Annotated in this window: 14 protein-coding genes; 8 read left to right on the top strand and 6 right to left on the bottom strand. The window is 72.1% G+C overall.

Annotated elements, in window-relative coordinates; all coding sequences use genetic code 11:
• Window positions 1–45: 45 nt before the first annotated feature.
• From ACIRPX_RS05600 to ACIRPX_RS05590, 3 genes are all read left to right on the top strand, one after another.
• Window positions 46–1,491, top strand: coding sequence for an MGH1-like glycoside hydrolase domain-containing protein (locus ACIRPX_RS05600; protein ID WP_404188653.1), 1,446 nt, complete (start codon window positions 46–48; stop codon window positions 1,489–1,491).
• Window positions 1,488–3,425: a glycogen debranching N-terminal domain-containing protein gene (locus tag ACIRPX_RS05595; RefSeq protein ID WP_404188650.1), complete on the top strand. Its 1,938-nt coding sequence runs from the start codon at window positions 1,488–1,490 to the stop codon at window positions 3,423–3,425. The genes ACIRPX_RS05600 and ACIRPX_RS05595 overlap by 4 nt, the downstream gene beginning before the upstream one ends.
• Before the next feature lie 232 nt (window positions 3,426–3,657).
• Window positions 3,658–5,511, top strand: coding sequence for a CDP-alcohol phosphatidyltransferase (locus ACIRPX_RS05590; protein ID WP_404188647.1), 1,854 nt, complete (start codon window positions 3,658–3,660; stop codon window positions 5,509–5,511).
• Window positions 5,512–5,797: 286 nt separating this feature from the next.
• Here the strand turns inward: ACIRPX_RS05590 and dusB are convergent, their stop codons facing one another.
• Window positions 5,798–6,931 carry a tRNA dihydrouridine synthase DusB gene (gene dusB / locus ACIRPX_RS05585; RefSeq protein ID WP_404188644.1) on the bottom strand — a complete coding sequence of 378 codons (1,134 nt, stop codon included), beginning with the start codon at window positions 6,929–6,931 and terminating at the stop codon, window positions 5,798–5,800.
• Between the two features lie 126 nt (window positions 6,932–7,057).
• On the opposite strand from dusB, the gene ACIRPX_RS05580 reads away from it, so the two are divergent.
• Window positions 7,058–8,503 carry an MFS transporter gene (locus ACIRPX_RS05580; protein WP_404188642.1) on the top strand — a complete coding sequence of 482 codons (1,446 nt, stop codon included), beginning with the start codon at window positions 7,058–7,060 and terminating at the stop codon, window positions 8,501–8,503.
• A gap of 262 nt (window positions 8,504–8,765) precedes the next feature.
• Here ACIRPX_RS05580 and ACIRPX_RS05575 read toward each other — a convergent pair whose 3' ends face one another.
• Window positions 8,766–9,677 (bottom strand): helix-turn-helix transcriptional regulator, encoded by a 912-nt coding sequence (locus ACIRPX_RS05575; protein WP_404188640.1) that lies wholly within the window; start codon window positions 9,675–9,677, stop codon window positions 8,766–8,768.
• A gap of 101 nt (window positions 9,678–9,778) precedes the next feature.
• Here ACIRPX_RS05575 and ACIRPX_RS05570 point away from each other — a divergent pair, with 101 nt between their 5' ends.
• The 3 genes from ACIRPX_RS05570 (at window position 9,779) to ACIRPX_RS05560 (ending at window position 12,788) form a co-directional block, all read left to right on the top strand.
• On the top strand, window positions 9,779–11,206 hold the full coding sequence (locus tag ACIRPX_RS05570; RefSeq protein ID WP_404188638.1) for an MFS transporter: 1,428 nt from the start codon (window positions 9,779–9,781) through the stop codon (window positions 11,204–11,206).
• A 122-nt stretch (window positions 11,207–11,328) separates the two neighbouring features.
• Complete coding sequence (locus tag ACIRPX_RS05565; RefSeq protein WP_404188635.1) at window positions 11,329–11,535, top strand: hypothetical protein; 207 nt, start codon at window positions 11,329–11,331, stop codon at window positions 11,533–11,535.
• Window positions 11,536–11,639: 104 nt separating this feature from the next.
• Window positions 11,640–12,788, top strand: coding sequence for a serine hydrolase domain-containing protein (locus tag ACIRPX_RS05560; protein ID WP_404188633.1), 1,149 nt, complete (start codon window positions 11,640–11,642; stop codon window positions 12,786–12,788).
• A gap of 34 nt (window positions 12,789–12,822) precedes the next feature.
• Here the strand turns inward: ACIRPX_RS05560 and ACIRPX_RS05555 are convergent, their stop codons facing one another.
• Both ACIRPX_RS05555 and ACIRPX_RS05550 read right to left on the bottom strand, forming a co-directional pair.
• Window positions 12,823–13,413 carry a TetR family transcriptional regulator gene (locus tag ACIRPX_RS05555; protein ID WP_404188630.1) on the bottom strand — a complete coding sequence of 197 codons (591 nt, stop codon included), beginning with the start codon at window positions 13,411–13,413 and terminating at the stop codon, window positions 12,823–12,825.
• Between the two features lie 26 nt (window positions 13,414–13,439).
• A complete protein-coding gene (locus tag ACIRPX_RS05550; protein ID WP_404188628.1) occupies window positions 13,440–14,450 on the bottom strand; it encodes an aldo/keto reductase in 1,011 nt (336 codons plus the stop codon).
• Window positions 14,451–14,608: 158 nt separating this feature from the next.
• On the opposite strand from ACIRPX_RS05550, the gene ACIRPX_RS05545 reads away from it, so the two are divergent.
• A complete protein-coding gene (locus ACIRPX_RS05545) occupies window positions 14,609–15,664 on the top strand; it encodes a chitinase (RefSeq protein WP_404188625.1) in 1,056 nt (351 codons plus the stop codon).
• Here ACIRPX_RS05545 and ACIRPX_RS05540 read toward each other — a convergent pair.
• Complete coding sequence (locus tag ACIRPX_RS05540) at window positions 15,661–16,272, bottom strand: LysE family translocator (protein ID WP_404188623.1); 612 nt, start codon at window positions 16,270–16,272, stop codon at window positions 15,661–15,663. The two genes, ACIRPX_RS05545 and ACIRPX_RS05540, sit on opposite strands and share 4 nt — an antisense overlap.
• A 73-nt stretch (window positions 16,273–16,345) precedes the next feature.
• On the bottom strand, window positions 16,346–17,728 hold the full coding sequence (locus tag ACIRPX_RS05535; protein ID WP_404188620.1) for a glycine--tRNA ligase: 1,383 nt from the start codon (window positions 17,726–17,728) through the stop codon (window positions 16,346–16,348).
• Window positions 17,729–17,848: the final 120 nt, after the last annotated feature.

The following is a 17,848-nucleotide window of genomic DNA, read 5'->3' as shown; positions in this document are numbered from 1 at the left end:
CCGCGACCGTACCGATCTGCCGGACGTCTTTTCGGGGAGCCCCGCGTGAATCGCACTGCCCAACTCGCCGGCCGCGCCGCGGCACCCTTCATTGCATACGATCCGCCGCCGGCGCCGGGTTCGCCGCACGACCGGGCGGTGCGCGTCCTGGAGGACAACTGGACGGGGACGTCCACCGTCCCCTCGCGCAGCCTGTACCCGCACCAGTGGTCGTGGGACTCCGCGTTCATCGCGATCGGCCTGCGGCACGTGTCGCCGTTACGGGCGCAGACCGAGCTGGAGACACTGCTGGGCGCCCAGTGGGAGGACGGGCGCGTCCCGCACATCGTCTTCAACCCCTCCGTCCCCCTCGACGCGTACTTCCCGAGCCCCGACTTCTGGCGCTCCTCGACCGCGGGGCGCCCGGCGGGCGCCCCGCGCACCGTACAGACCTCCGGCATCGTGCAGCCACCGGTGCACGCGCTGGCGGCCTGGCTGGTGCACCGCGCCGACCCGGGGCTGTCCCGTGCGCGCGGCTTCCTGGCCCGGGTGTACCCGCGGCTCGCGGCCTGGCACCGCTATCTGCTGCACCGGCGGGACCTCGGCGGGGGCGGGCTCGCGTCCGTCGTGCACCCCTGGGAGCAGGGCATGGACAACAGCCCCTGCTGGGACGCCCCGCTGAGCCGCGTCACGCCCGCCCCGGCCCGCTCCTTCCGCCGTGCCGACCTCGACCACGGGGCCGCCGAGGACCGGCCGACGGATCTGGACTACGGACGGTACGTACGGCTGGCGGCGGACTACAGGGAGCGCGCGTACGCCGACGGCGGCGGACAGTTCGCGGTGGAGGATCCCGCCTTCAACGCCCTGCTCATCGCCTCCGAGCACGCGCTCGCGCGGATCGCCGGGGAGCTGGGCGCCACGGCGACGGCCCGGCACGCGCGCGCGGAACGTCTGACGGCGGCCCTGGTGGAGCGGCTGTGGGACCCGGCGAGCGGGATGTTCCTGTGCCGGGACCTGCGCTCCCCCACCGGCGCCCTGATCCCCGAGCGCGGTGTCTCCGGCCTCGTACCGCTGCTGCTGCCCGGCCTGCCGCGGCACGTCGTCGCGGCGCTGCTGCGCACCCTGGGCGGCCCGCACTTCGGGGTCGGCGCCGTCACCCGGCTCGTGCCCAGCCACGACCTCCTCGGCGAGACCTTCGACCGGCACCGCTACTGGCGCGGTCCCGCCTGGTTCAACACGAGCTGGCTGCTGGAGCGCGGGCTGCGCACGCACGGCGAGCGGGACCGGGCCGACGCCCTGCGCGACGCCGTCCTCGACCTCGCGGCCGCCTCCGGGTTCGCGGAGTACGTGGACCCGTACACCGGCGAGGCATGCGGCGCGAGCGGGTTCGGCTGGACCGCCGCGCTCGCGCTGGATCTGCTCCACGAGCGCCCCGGACACGGCGTGTCCCCCGCGGGCGCCGGCACGTTCGACAGGAGTGACAGGGCAGTCACGGGAGGGGACCGGGGATGACGGACCGACAGCATCTGCTCGTGCACGGCGCGACGTTCGCGGCCGTCGGCGACGGCGGCGACATCAGCGGGGTGCGGGGATCCGGCTCGCCCGACGGGCTGTTCGTCCGCGACGCCCGGCATCTGAGCCGCTGGCAGCTGACGGTCGACGGCGCGGTGCCGCAGACGCTCACCCCGGTCGCGGACGGGGACACCACGCGCTGCGTGCTCGTCCCGCGCGGCGGCCGCCAGGAACCGCCCGCGTACACGGTCTTCCGTGAGCAGGCCCTCGGAGACGGCGCGTTCGTGGAGTCCCTGCGGGTGACCAGCAACCGCCCGGTGCCGACGACGGTCCGCCTCGCGGTCACCGCGGACGCCGACTTCACCGACCAGTTCGAGCTGCGCTCCGACTACCGCACCTACGCCAAGACCGGTGCCGTCCGCTCCCGCCAGGTCCTCGACGACGGCGTGGAGTTCGGCTACCGGCGCGGCGAGTGGCTCTCCCGTACGACGGTGACGGCCGAGCCCGCGCCGGACGGCGTCGAGGAGACCGGCACCGGCGCCCGCCGCCTCGTGTGGGCCCTGGACCTGGAGGCGCACGGCACGACGGAGCTGCTGCTGCGGGTCGCGGCCCGCCCGCACGGGGCGACGAGCGGGCCGCGGGTCCCGGCGTCCCCGAGCGCCGCGAACGACGAACTCCTCGCCCTGGAGGGCGAGTTCGTGGAGGGCGTGTCCTTCCCGACCGGCTGGCCCGAGCTGGCGGCGGCCTGCGCCCGGGGACTCGCCGACCTCGCCTCCCTCCAGGTCACCGCGACCGGCCCGGACGGCGAGGAGCTGCGGGTGCCGGCGGCGGGGGCGCCGTGGTTCCTGACCCTGCTGGGCCGTGACGCCCTGCTCACCTCGCTGTTCGCGCTCCCCTACCGCCCGCAGCTGGCCGCCGCCACCCTCCCCGCCCTCGCCGCCGCCCAGGCCACCGAGACCGGCGCGGACTCGGTGTCCCAGCCCGGCAAGATCGTGCACGAGGTGCGCCACGGCGAGCTGGCGCACTTCGGGCAGGTGCCGTACGGGCGCTACTACGGCTCCGTGGACGCGACGCCGCTCTTCCTCGTCCTGCTGGGCGCCTACGTCGAGCAGACCGGGGACGCGGCGCTCGCCCGCAGGCTGGAGTCCCACGCCCGCGCGGCCGTCGGCTGGATGCTCGACCACGGCGGACTGACCTCGCGCGGCTATCTGGTCTACCGCGCCGACCAGGGCGGCCTCGCCAACCAGAACTGGAAGGACTCCCCCGGCGCGATCTGCTCCGCCGACGGCACCCGGGCCTGCGGCGCCGTGACGGCGGCCGCGGCGCAGGGGTACGCCTACGACGCGCTGCGCCGCACGGCGTGGCTCGCGCGCACGGTGTGGGAGGACGAGACGTACGCGGCGCTGCTGGAGCAGGCCGCCGGCGATCTGCGCGACCGGTTCCAGCGGGACTTCTGGATGCCGGACCGCTCGTTCTTCGCCCTCGCCCTCGACGGCGACGGCCACCAGGTCGACGCGCTGGCCTCCGACGCCGGGCATCTGCTGTGGTCGGGGCTGCTGGACAAGGAGTACGGGGAGGCCGTGGGGCGGCGGCTGCTGGAGCCGGACTTCTTCTCGGGCTGGGGTGTTCGGACGCTGGCCGCGGGACAGGCGGCGTACCACCCGCTGTCGTACCACCGGGGTTCGGTGTGGCCGCACGACAACGCCCTGATCACGCTCGGGCTCGCCCGGTACGGGCTGCACGACGAGGCACGCACCGTGGCCCACGCGCTGGTGGACGCGGCGACGGCCGCGGGGCACCGGCTGCCGGAGGTCCTTGCGGGGTACGGGCGGGACACGCACGCGGAGCCGGTGCCGTATCCGCACGCGTGCGTACGGGAGTCGCGGTCGGCGGCGGCGCCCCTCGCTCTGCTGACGGCGGTCGGCGGCGCCTAGGAGTCGGTGCGATCGGTGCGTGGGCGGCTGCGGGTGCGTCGTGGCTCGTCGCGCGGTTCCCCGCGCCCCTGAACGGCGCTCGCCGAACCGTTGGCAAGGCGTTTGCCCGGTGTTTGCCGTCGGCCGCTGAACAGGGGCCCGGTACCGGCCGTACGGACTGGTGGCGGGTCCCAGCCTCCCCAGCGTGGCCCGCCACTCCGCTTCACGGGCCACGCACGGAAGGACCTTCGGGTTGTCCCAGGACACGAGCACGCGCAAGACGACCGATGTGGCAGGGGCACCCGAGGACGCGTCCGAGGCGACCACGAGGCGAGAACCCGGCAAGGAGCTGGTCCTCGCCGCCAGGACGGCTCCCCCCGCCCCGACGCTCCTCTCCCGCCTCCGCGCCCTTCCCCGTCCGCACCCCCGGCGGGCCTGGCGGCGCTGGAAGGCCGCGCACCCCGGGCCGGCTCAGGTCATCGGCATCGCGGCGACGGCGCTCGCCCTGGTCCTCGTCGTCGCGGCGCTCGTGATGCCCAACCGGTGGGAGACCTTCCGCACGGCCGAGTTCGTCCGGCTGCCGGTGGAGGCGCTCCTCGGGGCGGCCGTGCTGACCGCTCTGCCGCGCAGGCCGCGGCTGGTCGCGGGCGTGCTGTTCGGGCTGGCGCTCGGCGTGCTGACCGTGCTGAACCTGCTGGACATCGGCTTCTACCAGTACCTCGGCCGCGGCTTCAACATCATCCTGGACTGGCCGCTGCTCACCGACGCGCAGTCGTACCTGGGCGACACGCTCGGCAGGGGAACGGCCGAACTCGCCGCAATCGGCGCCGTCCTGCTCGTCGCGCTCATCCTCGCGGTGATGGTGCTCGCGGTGGTCCGCGTCGGCGGCCTGGTGGGCCGCAACCCGGGCCACTCGACCCGCGCCCTGCTCGTGCTGAGCGCGTTCTGGATGGTGTGCGCGAGCCTGAACCTGCAGAACGCCGGCGTGCCGCTGTCGGCCGAGCACACCGTCACGATGCTCAAGTACCGGGCGGAACGGGTCCGGGACGCGATCCGGGACGAGGCCGCCTTCGGCAGGACGGCGCGGGCGGACACCTTCGGCAACACGCCGCCCAGCCAGCTGGTGCCGGATCTGCGCGGCAAGGACATGGTCTTCACGTTCATCGAGAGCTACGGCCGCAGTGCGATCGAGGACCCGGTCGAGGCGCCCGGCGTCGACGCGACGCTCGACGCCCGCACCGAGGCGCTGGCCAAGGTGGGCTTCCACGCCAAGAGCGGCTGGCTGACGTCGGCGACGTACGGCGGCAGCAGCTGGCTCGGCCACTCCACGACCATGTCGGGCCTGTGGATCAACAACCAGAGCCGCTACCGGACCGTCACCGCGGGCAACGGCGAGCACCTCACCCTCACCAAGGCGTTCCAGAAGACGGGCGCCTTCGACACGGTCGGCGTCATGCCGGGCGTGCAGAAGGGCTGGCCGGAGGCGAGGTGGTACGGCCTCGACAAGGTCTACAACGCCTTCCAGCTGGGCTACCGGGGACCGAAGTTCAGCTGGTCGACGATGCCCGACCAGTACGCCCTGGAGCAGTTCCAGCAGCGGGTGCACAGCAAGAAGCCGGCCGACGGCAAGTCGCGGATGTCGTTCGTCATCCTGACCTCCAGCCACCAGCCGTGGGCCCCGATCCCCACGATGGTCCCCTGGGACCGGCTGGGCGACGGCAAGGTCTTCGACGCCGTCCACGACGCGGGCAAGAAGCCGTCCGACATCATCACCAGCTCGCCCAAGTCGCAGGCGGAGTACGGCAAGTCGGTCCAGTACTCGGTGACGGCCCTGACCGAGTGGCTGGAGCGCTACGGCAAGGACAACACCGTCCTGGTCTTCCTCGGCGACCACCAGCCCATCGCCCGCGTCAGCGGCAACCACGCCAACCGGGACGTCCCGATCTCCATCGTCGCCAAGGACCCCAAGGTCCTCGACAAGATCGCCGACTGGGGCTGGACCGACGGCCTCCGCCCCGCCCACGACGCCCCGGTCTGGAAGATGAGCGCCTTCCGCGACAAGTTCCTGACGGCCTACGGCTCGACCCCGCACCCGACGAAGGGCTGACAGCAGGCGCCGCGGGTCCGAGGGGCGCGGCAAACCGCGCGACCGCCCCCACCGACCCGCGCCCGCCGCACCACGCAACGACCCCGGCGGCTTCGCGCACCTCCGCGGACTGCAACCGCTCAGCCGTCCGCTCGGCAGCACTCCGTGCCCAGCGGCCACTGCTCACGCCCCCGGCGGCCCCGCGCGCCCCGCAGGCACGACGCGCAGCCGCCGGACGTCACACGCACTCGCCCGGCGCCACCACACCGAGCAGGAACCGCCCCCGCACGGCCGCCGCGGGCCTGCCTCAGCCGCCGGAGGTGTCCAGCTCCGCGTCCTCGCCCACGCCCGCGCAGTCGTAGGGGTCCTTCAGCCAGCCGTCCGGCAGCACGACCCGGTTGTTCCCGGACGTCCGCCCGCGCGGCCCGTCCGCACCGGCCGGCCACGTCTGATCCAGATCCAGCTCGTCCAGCCCGGAGCGCAGTTCCGCCAGCGAGGAGGTGATCGCGAGCCGCTTGCGCATCTCGCTGCCGACCGCGAACCCCTTCAGGTACCAGGCGACGTGCTTGCGGAAGTCGACGACGCCCTTCGACTCGTCCCCGATCCACTCGCCGAGCAACCCGGCGTGCCGCACCATGACGTCGGCCACCTCGCGCAGCGAAGGCCGGGCCACGTCCTGCGCCCGTCCCTCGAAGGCCGCCACCAGATCGGCGAACAGCCAGGGCCGCCCCAGGCACCCCCGGCCCACGACCACCCCGTCGCACCCGGTCTCCCGCACCATCCGCAGCGCGTCCTGCGCCGACCAGATGTCGCCGTTGCCGAGCACCGGAATCTCCGGCACGTGCTCCTTCAGGCGCGCGATGGCCGACCAGTCCGCCGTGCCGCCGTAGTGCTGGGCAGCCGTACGGCCGTGCAGCGCGATCGCCGTCACGCCCTCCTCGACGGCGATCCGCCCGGCGTCGAGATACGTGAGGTGGTCGTCGTCGATGCCCTTGCGCATCTTCATGGTGACGGGACGATCACCGGCCCCCGACACGGCCTCCCGCAGAATCGCGCGCAGCAGATGGCGTTTGTACGGCAGCGCCGACCCGCCGCCCTTCCGTGTCACCTTCGGCACCGGGCACCCGAAGTTCAGGTCGATGTGGTCGGCCAGGTCCTCCTCGGCGATCATGCGGACGGCCTTGCCGACGGTGGCCGGGTCGACGCCGTACAGCTGGATGGACCGCGGCTTCTCACTGGCGTCGAAGTGGATGAGCTGCATGGTCTTCTCGTTGCGCTCGACCAGCGCCCGGGTCGTGATCATCTCGCTCACGAACAGGCCCTTGCCGCCGCTGAACTCCCTGCACAGGGTGCGGAAAGGCGCGTTGGTGATCCCGGCCATGGGGGCGAGCACGACTGGCGGCGTGACGGCGTGCGGACCGATGGACAGCGGGTGGGACATCAGCGGACTCCGGACGGCATACGGCGGTGATCGGGCACGGGCAAGCGTCCATTGTCCACCAGAAGCCATGATCTTGTAACGGTCATTAGTTAGACGCACTATCGAAACAGTCGTACGATGACAGGCATGCCAGAGCTCAGCCCCCGACGACGTCTCCTGGTGCTCGCGATCTGCTGCATGAGCCTGCTGATCGTGAGCCTCGACACCACCGCCCTGAACGTCGCCCTGCCGTCGATGCAGCAGGAACTGGACGCCCCCACCTCGGGACTCCAGTGGACGATCGACGCCTACACCCTGGTCCTGGCCTCGCTGCTGATGCTCGCGGGCTCCACCGGTGACCGGGTGGGCCGCAAGAAGGTCTTCATGGCGGGCCTGGTCGTCTTCTCCATCGGCTCGCTGCTCTGCTCCCTCGCCCCCAGCCTGGACGCGCTGGTGGCGTTCCGCATGGTCCAGGCGGTGGGCGGCTCGATGCTCAACCCGGTCGCGATGTCGATCATCACCAACACCTTCACGGACCCCCGTGAGCGGGCCCGCGCGATCGGCGTGTGGGGCGCGGTCGTCGGCATATCGATGGCCGCCGGCCCGCTGGTCGGCGGTCTGCTGGTGGAGTCGGTCGGCTGGCGCTCGATCTTCTGGGTCAACCTGCCGGTGGGCCTGGCCGCGCTGCTGCTCACCCTGCGCTTCGTGCCCGACTCCCGTGCGCCCAAGGCCCGCCGCCCCGACCCGGTCGGCCAGCTCCTGGTCATCGCGCTGTTCGGCTCCCTGACGTACGCGATCATCGAGGCGCCGGACTCCGGCACCGGTTCCATCCTGCCGTTCGTCCTCATCGCGGCGGCCGCGCTGGCCGGACTGCTCCGGTACGAGCCGCGCCGCGACGAACCCCTCATCGACCTGCGCTTCTTCCACTCCGTGCCGTTCAGCGGCGCGACGGTGATAGCGATCAGCGCCTTCGCCTCGCTCGGCGGCTTCCTGTTCCTGTCGACGCTGTACCTGCAGAACGTGCGCGGGCTGACCGCGCTGCACGCCGGCCTGTGGATGCTGCCGATGGCGGTGCCGATGTTCCTGTGCGCGCCCCTGTCCGGACGGCTGGTCGGCAGTCGCGGGCCGCGGCTGCCGCTGGTGATCGCGGGGATCGCGATGACCGTGAGCGCGGTGCTGTTCGCGGCGTTCGACGCGGAGACGTCCGACGTGACGCTGTTCGTGGGGTACGTGCTGTTCGGTGTCGGCTTCGGGTTCGTGAACGCGCCGATCACCAACACGGCCGTGTCCGGGATGCCGCGGGCCCAGGCGGGGGTCGCCGCGGCGGTCGCCTCCACCAGCCGCCAGCTGGGGCAGACGCTCGGGGTCGCCGTCGTCGGCGCGCTGCTCGCCTCCGGCGTGGCGGGCCCCTCGTACCGGTCGCGGTTCGTGGCGGCGTCCGTGCCGGGGTGGTGGGTGCTGGTCGCCTGCGGCGCGGCGGTGCTGGTGCTCGGTGTCGTGACCAGTGGCCGCTGGGCACGGGGTACTGCCGAGCGGACGGCCGAGCGGTTGCAGTCCGCGGAGGTGCGCGAAGCGGCCGGGGTCGTGGCGTAGCCCGCCGGGTGCGGGCCGGTGGGGAGCCGGCCGCGCAGTTCCCCGCGCCCCTGAAAACCACAGCCCGCCCGCCTTCGCGAGTGGCCACGCGCAGCCGCCGGGGCGTCACCTCGCACGGCACACGCGGGCCGGTGGGGCCCGTCGCGCAGGCCCCCGCGCCCCCCAAACCACAGCCCGCCCGCCTTCGCGAGTGGCCGCGCGCAGCCGCCGCCCGGGGGGGGAGGGCCGGGTGGATCGGTGCCGGCGCCTCACGGAGCGGCAGTCAGCCGACTCGGGTGGTCGGCTTCTCCCGTGCTATGCGCCGGAGCTTCTCCAGCCGCTCCCTCGACACCTCGTCCACCGGCGCGTACGTCACCAGCCTGGGGCCCGCTTCCGGGCCGAGCCACAGATCGGTGTGGTCGACCGTGATGCGGCCCACGTAGCGGTTGTCGAACTCCTTGCGCTTGCTGCGGTGGGCGACGACCTCATGGCGGTCCCACATCGCGCAGAAGTCCGGGGACTCCGCGCGCAGCCGCTTCAGCAGCATCTTCCAGGCGGGTTCGGCGAGATGACCCGCCATCGTGGCGCGGAAGCGGGCGGCCATCAGGCGCTGGGCCTCGTCGAGGCGGACGATCGACGCGCGCCAGTCGGCGTTGGTGTAGGACAGGACCATGCAGTTGCGGTCCTCGGCCGGCACCTCGTCCAGGTCGCACAGCAGCAGACCGTACGTGCGGTTGTAGGCCAGGATGTCGTAGCGGCTGTTCTGCACGCAGGCCGGGACCGGCTCCAGCTGATCCAGGATCGCGCGCACCCCGGGTGTGATCGACGGGCAGTCCCTCGCCGGGGTCGGGTCGACCTGTCCCGCCAGCCGGAAGAGGTGGGCCCGCTCGCTGGGGTCCAGGAAGAGCGTGCGGGCCAGGGCGTCCAGGACCTGCACGGAGACCTGGATGTCGCGGGCCTGCTCCAGCCACGTGTACCAGGTGACGCCGACGGCGGCGAGGTGCGCGACCTCCTCCCGGCGCAGACCCGGCGTGCGGCGCCGGCGGCCCCGGGGCAGGCCGACCTGCTCGGGGGTGATGTGCTCGCGCCGGTGCCGCAGGAAGGCGGCGAGTTCGTGCCGCCGTACCGAACCGGCGTCCCTGGTCGCGGGGGTGTCCGGGCTGCGTACCGCCTCGTCCTGGGCCATGGTCGTCATCCCTCCAGACTGCCGCCGCACGGACCCTGTTGCCAGGTACTCCTGCTACCAGGATAAGAAGACTCTGGTACCCGTCTGGGGCCGGCCGCAGGCTCGGGAACGTGACCGAAACCATCACCACACCCACCGTACGGACGCCGGCCGCGACACCGTCGCTCGGCGGCCTCGGACTCTTCACCGTGCTGCTGGCAGCGGCACTGCCACTCATCGACTTCTTCATCGTCAACGTCGCCCTGCCCACCATCGGCCAGGACCTGCACGCGAGCGAGTCCGTCCTCGAACTGGTCGTCGCCGGATACGGGCTCGCCTACGCCGTCCTGCTCGTCCTCGGCGGACGGCTGGGCGACCTGTTCGGGCGGCGCCGCTTCTTCCTCGGCGGCATGGCCGCCTTCGGCCTGACCTCGCTGGCGTGCGGGCTCGCGCCCAGTGCCTGGACGCTCGTCGCGGCCCGCGTCGCCCAGGGCGCCGCGGCGGCCGCGATGCTGCCGCAGGTGCTCGCCACCATCCAGTCGGCGACGGCCGGACCGCGCCGGGCCAAGGCCATGGGGCTCTACGGCGCCACGGCCGGGCTGTCCATGGTGGCGGGGCAGATCCTCGGCGGGATCCTGGTGGCCGCCGACCTCTGGGGCACCGGCTGGCGCTCGGTGTTCTTGGTGAACGTGCCCGTGGTCGTCGTCGGCCTGGTGCTGGCCGTGCGCGGGGTGCCCGAGACCCGCTCGCAGCACCCGGAGCCGGTGGACGGGCCCGGCACGGTCCTGCTCACCGCCTCCCTGCTCGCCCTGCTCGCTCCGCTCACCGAGGGCCGCTCGGCGGGCTGGCCGCTGTGGACGTGGCTGTCGCTGGCCGCCTTCCCCTTCGTGGCGGCGGCGTTCTACGCGGTCGAGCGCCGGGCGGACCGGCGGGGCCGTACGCCGCTGGTGCCGCCGAGCCTGTTCGCCCTCACCTCGCTGCGCCGCGGGCTGGTGATGATCGTCCCGTTCTCCGTCGGCTTCAGCGGGTTCATGTTCGTGATCGCCGTCGCCCTGCAACGGGGCGCGGGGCTCGGGCCGGTGCCCGCGGGGCTGGCGCTCGCGCCCATGGCGGTCGTCTTCTTCTTCGTCTCGCTCGCCGGACCGCGGCTCGTCGCCCGGTACGGCACCCGGGTGGTGACCGCCGGCGCGGTGGTCCAGGGACTCGGTGTCGGGCTGATGGCGCTGGCCGCCTGGCGGGCCTGGCCGGACCTCGGCCTCACCGAACTGCTCCCCGGCGCGGCGCTCGCGGGTGCCGGCCAGGCGCTCCAGCTGCCCATCGTCTTCCGGGTCGTCCTCTCCGAGGTGCCGGGCGCGCGGGCCGGTGTCGGCAGCGGCGTGATGATGACCACCCAGCAGTCGGCACTGGCGCTCGGGGTGGCCGCCCTGGGCACCCTCTTCCTCTCCCTCGTCCCGGCCCACGGGATGCGGAACGCGCTGGTCACGACGCTCCTGGTGCAGCTGGCCTGTGTGGCGCTGACCGGGCTGCTGAGCCTGCGGCTGCCGCGGACCATCGGGTGAGCGCGGGCCCGCGGGCCCGGCGGCGGTGGCGGGGAGCCGCTCACGGATTGGCCAACTCGCTGTGAAGAAAACCCTGTTGATGTTGGTCTTGCTGCACACTCCTGTGTCGGAGGCGAGGCAGCATGCTGGAGATCAAGACGAGCAAGGTGAGCCGCTGGGACCAGCACGGACGTGAGCACGTCGTCCGGGTGCAGCGGACCGGAGTGCAGCGCACGATCAGATGTGACACCTGCGGCTGGCGCAAGGCCGCGCAGTTCCTGCCCTGGCTGAAGGCGCAGGAGCACCTGGCCGAGGCCCACCAGGCGACGGTGGACCCGGCCGACGCATAGGGCCGCCCGGCGGACGGGGCCGCTCTCCGGCCGATGACATTCCGTCGCCGCGGCAGTCGTAGAAGGCGTAGACGGTACGACGACCACGCACCGGAAGGCCGCCCATGAGCGCTCTGCACGACATCCTGAACCGGCACGTCGAGGCGGGCACCCTGCCCGGTGCCGTGGCCCTGGTGGCCCGCGGTGACGACGTCGAGGCGGTGACCGTCGGGTCGGTGGACACCGACGGCACCGCACCGATGACCCGGGACTCGATCTTCCGGATCGCCTCGATCACCAAGCCGATCACGGCCGCGGCGGTGCTGATGCTGCTCGACGACGGCGTGCTCGAACTGGACTCGCCCATCGCGAAGTGGCTGCCGGAACTGGCGGCGCCGGTGGTGGTGCGCACCCCGTCGAGCCCCGTCGAGGACGTCGTCCCGGCGGCGCGGCCGATCACGGTCGAGGACCTGCTCAGCTCCCGCACCGGCTGGGGCTTCCCCGCCGACTTCACGCTCCCCGCGGTGCAGTCGCTGTTCACGGTGCAGAAGGACGGCCGCACCCTTCGGTCCTGGCCGGAGGCGGGCGCCTGGCTGGGCCTGCTCGCCCGGGTGCCGATGCTGCACCACCCAGGTGAGGCCTGGCTCTACGGCACTTCGTCCGACCTCCAGGGCATTCTGATCGCCCGCGCCGCGGGCCGGAGCCTTCCCGACTTCCTCGCGGACCGGATCTTCGAGCCGCTGGGCATGACGGACACGGCGTTCGAGGTGCCGCCGTCGAAACGGCACCGCTTCACCACGGCGTACTCGACGAACCCGGACGGCACCCTCGAGCTGTTCGACACCCCGGACGGCGAGTTCAGCAGCGTCCCCGCCTTCCACTCGGGTGGCGGCGGCCTGGTCTCCACGGCCGACGACTGGCTGTCCTTCGCCCGCCTGCTGTTGCGCTCCGGCATCACCCCGGACGGCCGCCGGCTGCTCTCCCCCACGTCGGTGAGCCGCATGACCACGAACCACCTGACGGCCGCGCAGCGCGACAGCGTGCAGCTCTTCCTCGAGGGCCAGGGCTGGGGCTACGGCGGCCAGGTCGACGTCACCCCGGCCGACCCCTGGAACGTCCCCGGCCGCTACGGCTGGGTGGGCGGCACGGGCACCACGGCCCACGTCGTCCCGCCGACGGCGACCGTCTCCGTCCTGCTCACCCAGGCAGCCATGCAGAACCCGACCCCGACCCCGCTGATGCGCGACTTCTGGCGGTACGTGGCGGGCGGCTAGGGGGTGACACGCCCTAGGTCTGTTGCGCAAGGCCCTACGCCCGCAGCCCCCGCACCACCAGGTCCACCACGGCCTCGAACTCTCCCTCCACGCCCGGCAATTCCCACTCGTTCGCATAGCAGGGGTCGTGGAAGCGGCCCGTCGCCTGGAACAGGGCGCGCGCCGCCACCGCCGGGTCCGCGACCGTGAACGTCCCCGCCTCCGCGCCGGCGCGGACGATGCGGGTGAGCTGGGCGGTCAGCTCCGTGATGTGGTCGCCGACCACCTGGCCGGACTCACCGACCAGGACCGAGTACGTGGCGAAGAGTTCCGGATCGGCGCCCGCCTTGCGGCGCTTGGCGGCGAAGAGGGCCGCGCACCACTCGCGCAGCCGGGCCTCCGGGTCGCGTTCGGCGTCCGCGGCGATACCGGCCAGGACCTCCGTCGTGCGGTCCAGCCACCGCTTCGTCACCGCTTCCCGCAGCGCCGCCTTGGTACGGAAGTGGCGGTAGACGCTGCCGTGGCTGACGCCGAGTGCGCGGGCCACGTCCACCACGGTCGCCTTGGCGGGTCCGTGGCGGCGCAGCACCTCCTCGGTCGCTTCGAGGATGCGCTCGGCGGTCAGCGTCTGCGGAGTCGGTGACATGGCCCAGACCGTACCTGGCGAGGCACTCAGTGCTCGGTCCCGAGGTGTGCCATCTGCGCGGACGGATAGCGGTCGCCCGCCGCCGCGCCCGCCGGGACGGCCTCCTCGATCGCCGTCAGGTCGGCCTCGTCCAGTGTCACGTCCAGCGCGCCCAGCGACTCGGTCAGCCGCTCCCGGGTCCGTGCGCCGACCAGCGGCACGATGTCCTCGCCGCGGGAGAGCACCCAGGCGATGGCGATCTGCGCGACGGTCACGCCCTTGTCGTCGGCGATCTTCCGCAGCGCCTCGACGAGGTCCAGGTTGTGCCGCAGGTTCTCGCCCTGGAAGCGCGGCGCCCTGGCCCGGAAGTCGGTCGCCGCGAGCTGCCGGTCACGGCTGAAGTGGCCGGAGATCAGGCCCCGGGAGAGCACACCGTAGGCCGTGATGCCGATGCCCAGCTCCCGCGTGGCCGGCAGGATCTCCCGCTCGATGTCGCGTGTGATGATCGCGTACTCGATCTGCAGGTCGGAGATGGGCGCGGTGGCGGCGGCCCGCCGGATGTCGGCCGCGCCCGCCTCGCTCAGGCCGATGTGCCGCACGTACCCCTTCTCGACCAGCTCCGCGATCGCGCCGACGGTCTCCTCGATCGGCACGTCCGGGTCGACCCGGGCGATCCGGTAGACGTCGATGTGGTCGACGCCGAGCCGCTGGAGCGAGTACGCGGCGAAGTTCCGCACCGCGGCGGGCCGGCCGTCGTAGCCGCTCCAGCCGCCGTCCGGGTCGCGCAGGGCGCCGAACTTCACGCTGGTCAGGGCGCGTTCACGCAGCCGGGCGGGGGCCGTGCGCAACGCCTCGCCGAGCAGCATCTCGTTGTGGCCCATGGCGTAGAAGTCGCCGGTGTCGAGCAGCGTCACGCCCCGGTCGAGGGCGGCGTGGACGGTGGCGATGGACTCCGCCCGGTCCGCGTCGCCGTACAGCGCGGACATGCCCATGCAGCCGAGGCCGAGGGCGGAGACCTGGGGGCCGGTGGTTCCGAGCTTGCGTGTCTGGATCGTCATGCCGTCCACCCTGCCATGACAGATGACAGATTTCAATATCTGTCATTCCAACTTTCCCAGCCTGGTCCAGACCTATTGACGGGAGGTCTGGACCACGAGCACTGTCATGCCTACGACACCTGTGCGTACCCGCCCCGACCCCCACCGGGAGGCCCCGCATGATCCGCCGCACAGCCCGCCTGCTCGCCGCCGCCCTCGCCGCGGCGGTCCTCACCCCGCTCACCTCGATCGCCACCGCGCCCGCCGCCTCCGCCGCCGACTCCTGCGCGGTGAAGTCCAGGCCCGCCGGCAAGGTCCTCCAGGGCTACTGGGAGAACTGGGACGGCTCCGCCAACGGGGTCCACCCGCCCTTCGGCTGGACCCCGATCACCGACTCCCGTATCGCCGCGCACGGTTACAACGTGATCAACGCGGCCTTCCCCGTGATCCGTTCGGACGGAACGGCCCTGTGGGAGGACGGCATGGACTCGGGCGTGAAGGTGGCGACACCCGCGGAGATGTGCGCGGCCAAGGCCGCGGGCGAGACGATCCTGATGTCGATCGGCGGCGCGACGGCGGGCATCGACCTCAACTCCACCGCCGTGGCGGACAAGTTCGTCTCGACGATCGTCCCGATCCTGAAGAAGTACAACTTCGACGGCATCGACATCGACATCGAGACCGGCCTGACCGGCAGCGGCAGCATCTCCCAACTGTCCGCCTCCCAGGCCAACCTGATCCGCATCATCGACGGCATCCTGGCGCGGATGCCCTCCACCTTCGGCCTCACGATGGCCCCGGAGACGGCCTACGTCACCGGCGGCAGCATCGTCTACGGCTCGATCTGGGGCGCGTACCTGCCGATCGTGAAGAAGTACGCGGACAACGGCCGCCTGTGGTGGCTGAACATGCAGTACTACAACGGCAGCATGTACGGCTGCTCCGGCGACTCCTACTCGGCCGGCACCGTGCAGGGCTTCACCGCCCAGACCGACTGCCTCGCCAAGGGCCTCGTGGTGCAGGGCACGACGATCAAGGTGCCCTACGACAAGCAGGTCCCCGGTCTGCCCGCGCAGCCGGGGGCGGGCGGTGGCTACATGTCGCCGTCCCTGGTCTCCCAGGCCTGGAAGCACTACGGCACCTCGCTCAAGGGCCTGATGACCTGGTCCGTCAACTGGGACGGCTCGAAGAACTGGACCTTCGGCGACAACGTCAGGTCGCTGCAGGGCCGCTAACGCGCCGTCAGCGCCAGCTTCGCACCCAGCGCCAGGAACGACCCCGCGAAGCTCCGCCGCAGCCACGTCATCACCCTCGGCCGCGAGGTGACGTGGCTGCGGACACGGGCGGCGAGCACCCCGTAGACGGCGAAGACGACGAACGTCGCCAGCATGAACACACCGCTCAGGCCCAGCATCCGCGGCAGGGCGTGCGGGGCGGACGGGTCCACGAACTGCGGCAGGAACGCGAGGAAGAAGACCGTCAGCTTCGGGTTGAGCAGATTGATCAGCACGCCCCGCACGATCACGCGCCCGGCGGACACCGGCGCGGCCTCCTGGTCGACGTCGATCGTCCGCTTGTCCCGCAGGGTCGCCACGGCCATGTGGAGGAGATAGGCCACACCCGCGTACTTGAGTGTCTGGAAGGCGGCGGCACTCGCGTTCAGCAGCGCGGCCATCCCCGTGACCGTGGCCAGGATGTGCGGCACGATCCCGAGCGTGCAGGCGAAGGCCGCGACGACGCTCGCCCGCCGTCCTCGCGAGAGCCCGGCGGCGAGGGTGTAGACGACACCGGTGCCGGGGGTGGCGACGACGACCAGGGTGGTGAGGAGGAAGGCGAGGCTCATGGAGCCAGCCTGACCATGGAGCGGCCCCCGATACAGGACCAATGCGGGGCCTGTATCGGGGGCCACCCACTCCCTAGGCGCCGATCAGGTGGCTCGCCAGGTACCCCTCGATCTGGTCCAGCGACACGCGTTCCTGCTTCATCGAGTCGCGCTCGCGGACGGTCACGGCGTTGTCGTCCAGCGTGTCGAAGTCGACGGTGACGCAGAACGGCGTGCCGATCTCGTCCTGGCGGCGGTAGCGGCGGCCGATGGCGCCGGCGTCGTCGAACTCGATGTTCCAGTGCTGGCGCAGCGCCTGCGCGAGCCCCTTGGCCTTCGGGGACAGCTCCGGGTTGCGCGACAGCGGAAGGACGGCGACCTTGACGGGGGCGAGGCGGTGGTCCAGGCGCAGCACCGTGCGCTTCTCCATCTTGCCCTTGGCGTTCGGCGCCTCGTCCTCGACGTAGGCGTCGAGCAGGAAGGCGAGCATCGCCCGGCCGACACCGGCCGCCGGCTCGATGACGTACGGAGTCCAGCGCTCGCCGGCCTCCTGGTCGAAGTAGGAGAGATCCTGGCCGGATGCCTTGGAGTGGGCGTTCAGGTCGTAGTCCGTGCGGTTGGCGACGCCCTCCAGCTCACCCCACTCGCTGCCACCGAACTGGAAGCGGTACTCGATGTCGGCGGTGCGCTTGGAGTAGTGGGAGAGCTTCTCCTTGGGGTGCTCGTACCACCGCATGTTCTCCTCGCGCAGGCCCAGGCCGGTGTACCAGTTCCAGCGCTGCTCCATCCAGTACTCCTGCCACTTCTCGTCCTCGCCCGGCTTGACGAAGAACTCCATCTCCATCTGCTCGAACTCGCGGGTGCGGAAGATGAAGTTGCCGGGCGTGATCTCGTTGCGGAAGGACTTGCCCATCTGCGCGATGCCGAACGGCGGCTTGCGGCGCGAAGTGGTCTGCACCTGGCCGAAGTTGGTGAAGATGCCCTGAGCGGTCTCGGGGCGCAGGTAGGCGATGGAGCCGGAGTCCTGGGTGGGGCCGAGGTGCGTCGACAGCAGACCCGAGAACTGCTTGGGCTCGGTGAACTGGCCCTTGTTGCCGCAGTTCGGGCAGTTCACGTCCGCCAGGCCGTTCTCCGGCAGGCGCTTGTGCTTGGCCTCGTAGGCCTCCTCCAGGTGGTCCGCGCGGAACCGCTTGTGGCAGGAGGTGCACTCGGTGAGCGGGTCCGTGAAGGTGGCGACGTGGCCGGAGGCGACCCAGACCTCGGGGGCCAGGATCACGGACGAGTCGAGACCGACCACGTCCTCGCGCGAGGTCACCATGTAGCGCCACCACTGACGCTTCAGGTTCTCCTTGAGCTCGACACCCAGCGGCCCGTAGTCCCAGGCGGCGCGCTGGCCGCCGTAGATCTCACTGCACGGGAATACGAAGCCACGGCGCTTGCTCAGGCTGACGATGGTGTCGATCTTGTCGGCGGCCACGGTGCTCTCTTCATTACGACGACGGACGACGAAGCGAGGCGCTTCACAGCGAATGCTTCAGGGTACCGGCGGGGGCTGCCCCTCAATCAAATCGGTCCGACTTCGCCGCTTGTTGACAAC

The sequence above is a fragment of the Streptomyces sp. NPDC101225 genome, assembly GCF_044767585.1.
In the GTDB taxonomy this organism is placed as follows: domain Bacteria; phylum Actinomycetota; class Actinomycetes; order Streptomycetales; family Streptomycetaceae; genus Streptomyces.
Note: the sequence above shows the minus strand (reverse complement) of the source record. Positions and strands in the feature narration are given on the sequence as shown.

Excerpts from the sequence above, each read along its gene's own strand:
- ACIRPX_RS05555 (WP_404188630.1), bottom strand. The coding sequence starts at position 13,413 with ATGTCACCGACTCCGCAGACGCTGACCGCCGAGCGCATCCTCGAAGCG.
- ACIRPX_RS05580 (WP_404188642.1), top strand. The coding sequence starts at position 7,058 with ATGCCAGAGCTCAGCCCCCGACGACGTCTCCTGGTGCTCGCGATCTGC.
- ACIRPX_RS05595 (WP_404188650.1), top strand. The coding sequence starts at position 1,488 with ATGACGGACCGACAGCATCTGCTCGTGCACGGCGCGACGTTCGCGGCC.
- ACIRPX_RS05575 (WP_404188640.1), bottom strand. The coding sequence starts at position 9,677 with ATGACGACCATGGCCCAGGACGAGGCGGTACGCAGCCCGGACACCCCC.
- ACIRPX_RS05545 (WP_404188625.1), top strand. The coding sequence starts at position 14,609 with ATGATCCGCCGCACAGCCCGCCTGCTCGCCGCCGCCCTCGCCGCGGCG.
- ACIRPX_RS05540 (WP_404188623.1), bottom strand. The coding sequence starts at position 16,272 with ATGAGCCTCGCCTTCCTCCTCACCACCCTGGTCGTCGTCGCCACCCCC.
- ACIRPX_RS05560 (WP_404188633.1), top strand. The coding sequence starts at position 11,640 with ATGAGCGCTCTGCACGACATCCTGAACCGGCACGTCGAGGCGGGCACC.
- dusB (WP_404188644.1), bottom strand. The coding sequence starts at position 6,931 with ATGTCCCACCCGCTGTCCATCGGTCCGCACGCCGTCACGCCGCCAGTC.
- ACIRPX_RS05550 (WP_404188628.1), bottom strand. The coding sequence starts at position 14,450 with ATGACGATCCAGACACGCAAGCTCGGAACCACCGGCCCCCAGGTCTCC.
- ACIRPX_RS05565 (WP_404188635.1), top strand. The coding sequence starts at position 11,329 with ATGCTGGAGATCAAGACGAGCAAGGTGAGCCGCTGGGACCAGCACGGA.